2 protein-coding genes are annotated in these 2,991 nt (G+C 68.4%); both read left to right on the top strand.

The genetic code is table 11. The features are described 5' to 3' along the window. Positions 1 to 491 precede the first annotated feature (491 nt). On the top strand, positions 492 to 1,898 hold the full coding sequence (locus tag ACVMYR_RS33020; RefSeq protein ID WP_457123690.1) for an RICIN domain-containing protein: 1,407 nt from the start codon (positions 492 to 494) through the stop codon (positions 1,896 to 1,898). Between the two features lie 156 nt (positions 1,899 to 2,054). Beyond that, on the top strand, positions 2,055 to 2,991 hold a 937-nt coding region (locus ACVMYR_RS33015), incomplete at its 3' end, for a glycoside hydrolase family 43 protein (RefSeq protein ID WP_457123689.1).

Raw genomic sequence — 2,991 nt, 5'->3', positions numbered from 1 at the left:
GAGTACGGATGGCTGGGGCGCGGAGTGCCTCCGGCTCGTCGTCGCAGCGTGACCGGAGTCGAGTGGGGGCTGCGACGCCGCCGGTTTCGGGTGCTGCCGGACGAGTCTCGGGGCGCGCCGTGACCTCGGCCGGAGGACGTGCGTGGTAGGTGCCAACCATGCAGCGAGGTGAATGTGATCGATAACATAACTTGCTCGTAACGTCGCCGCAAGACCGGTCGGCCGATCGTGTGCAGCCGCTGTGGGAGGGGCGCAAGACATCAATGGTTACAACTTGACGAACGCAATGTGATCGATCACAGTCGGAAGGCAGGGTGCCGTGATGTGGTCCGCATACGGGTCACCCGCCGTGCGTCGACTCGGATGTCGCTCGGCCGGGCGGGTGCGCGCCCCGGTTGAACGTTCGAGACCAGATGCTCCTCGGTGGCTGCCCTCCGTCGCGGCGTGGCTCGTTCGGCGCCTCCGGTCCAACCATCGTCATTGGAGGAAACATGGTTGCTCTCGCAAGGCATCTGTCCCCCGCGTCGTTCAGGCGACGCGGGTGGGCGGTCCGGGCCATCGCCGCGGCTGCGGCAACGGTGCTGGCGGGTGGCGCGGTCGTCGCGGTGAACTCGACACCGGCCGCGGCGGCGAGCGTGGACACCAGCGCCTGGTACGTGCTGCTGAACCGCAACAGCAACAAGGCCCTGGACCTGTACAACCTGGCCACAAACGACGGGGCGCGGATCACCCAGTGGACGCGCAACAACGGCAACCAGCAGCAGTGGCAGTTCGTGGACTCGGGCGGCGGCTACTACCGGTTGAAGTCACGGCACTCGGGCAAGGTGCTGGACGTGGCCGGCTGGTCGACCGCCGACGGCGCGGCCGTCAACCAGTGGACCGATCTCAACGCCGCCAACCAGCAGTTCCGGCTGGCCGACTCCGACGCCGGCTATGTTCGATTGATCAACCGGAACAGCAACAAGGCGGTGGAGGTGCAGAACGCCTCGACCGCCGACGGCGCGAACGTCGTCCAGTACGCCGACTGGAACGGGGCGAACCAGCAGTGGCAGCTCGTCCGGGTCGACGGAGGCACGACGCCGACGACCCCGCCTCCGTCGGGCAACGGCACCGCTGGCTGTGGCAAGGCGCCGGGCCTCGCCGGCGGTACGCACACCATTGCGAGCGGCGGCAAGAACCGCAGCTTCATCCTGCGGATCCCGGCCAACTACAATCAGAACACCCCCTACCGCCTGGTCTTCGGCTTCCACTGGTGGGGTGGCACGGCGATCGACGTGGACACGGGGCAGACCGTGGACCGCAACACCTGGTCCTACTACGGCCTGCAGCGGCTGGCCGGCAACTCCACGATCTTCGTCGCCCCGCAGGGCATCGACAACGGCTGGGCGAACTCCGGCGGTGAGGACGTCACCTTCGTGGACAACGTGCTCAGCCGGATCGAGGGGGCGCTCTGCGTCAACCCGCGCCAGCGCTTCTCCATCGGGTTCAGCTACGGCGGCGCGATGAGCTTCTCCCTGGCCTGCTCCCGCCCGAACATCTTCCGCGCGGTCGTGGTGCAGTCCTCCCCGGGCACGCTCAGCGGCTGCAGCGGTGGCACCCAGCCCGTGGCGTACATGGGCGTGCACGGCATCGGTGACAACATCGCCAGCGGACGCGCGTTGCGCGACCGGTTCGTCACCAACAACGGCTGCACGCCGCAGTCGCCCCGGGAGCCGTCGGCGGGCAGTCTGACCCACGTGGTCACCACCTACTCCGGCTGCCGCTCCGGGTATCCGGTGGTCTGGGCCGCGTTCGACGGGGGACACATCGCCGCGCCCCAGGACGGTGCGCCCGGCGACAGCGGACCGCGGACCTGGGTTCCTGCGGCGGCGTGGGGCTTCATCACCCAGTTCCAGTAGCCGCACCAACGCCCCCGTGACGCACTGGCGACCGGGGGCGCTGCCCGCTGGCCCGCAGGACCGTGACGGCCGCACGCCACGGCTGACCACCCGCCTGGTGACGACCAAGACCCGTTCCGTTCCACGAGATCACCGCCACCACACCTGGAGATGACGATGACAGTCATACGCCCACCCACGACCAGAGCCCGCGTCAGACGCGTCGGCGCCTGGCTCGTGAGCCTGTTCCTGATCGCGACGCTGCTCCCGGGAAGACCGGCCCACGCCGACAACCCGATCGTGCAGACGATCTACACCGCGGACCCGGCGCCGCTGGTGCACAACGGTCGGGTGTACCTCTACACCGGGCATGACGAGGACGGCTCGACGTACTTCACGATGAAGGACTGGCGGGTGTTCTCCTCGGCGGACATGGTCAACTGGACCGATCACGGTTCGCCGATGAGTCTGGCCACGTTCTCCTGGGCCGAGTCCGACGCGTGGGCCGGTCACGTCGCGGCACGCAACGGGAAGTTCTACTGGTACGTGCCGGTGAAGCAGCGCGGTGGCGGCATGGTGCTCGGCGTCGGCGTCGCCGACAGCCCCACCGGCCCGTTCCGCGACGCGATCGGCCGCCCGCTGCTCGGCAACGGTGAGATCGACCCGAACGTGATGATCGACGACGACGGGCAGGCGTACCTCTACTGGGGCAACCCCAACCTGTGGTACGTCAAGCTGAACCAGGACATGATCTCCTACTCGGGCAGCCCGACGAAGATCCCGCTGACCACGGCCGGGTTCGGCACCCGCACCGGCAACGCGAGCCGGCCCACCCTCTACGAGGAGGCCCCCTGGGTCTACAAGCGCAACGGGCTCTACTACAACGTGTTCGCCGCGGAGTGTTGCGGCGAGTTCATCGCCTACTCCACCGCGCCCACGCCCACCGGACCCTGGACCTACCGGGGGACGGTCATGCCGCGTCAGGGTGCCAGCTTCACCAACCACCCGGGGATCGTCGACTTCAACGGCGGGTCGTACTTCTTCTACCACAACGGGGCCCTGCCCGGCGGCGGCGGCTTCACCCGCTCGGTGGCGGTGGAGAAGTTCACCTACC

The sequence above is a fragment of the Micromonospora sp. PTRAS2 genome, from assembly GCF_054052245.1.
The sequence above is the reverse complement of the archived record's forward strand: the minus strand, read 5'-3'. Positions and strand labels throughout refer to the sequence as shown.

Bases quoted from the DNA above. Each gene is read 5' to 3' on its own strand.
- ACVMYR_RS33020 (WP_457123690.1), top strand. From the start codon at position 492: ATGGTTGCTCTCGCAAGGCATCTGTCCCCCGCGTCGTTCAGGCGACGC.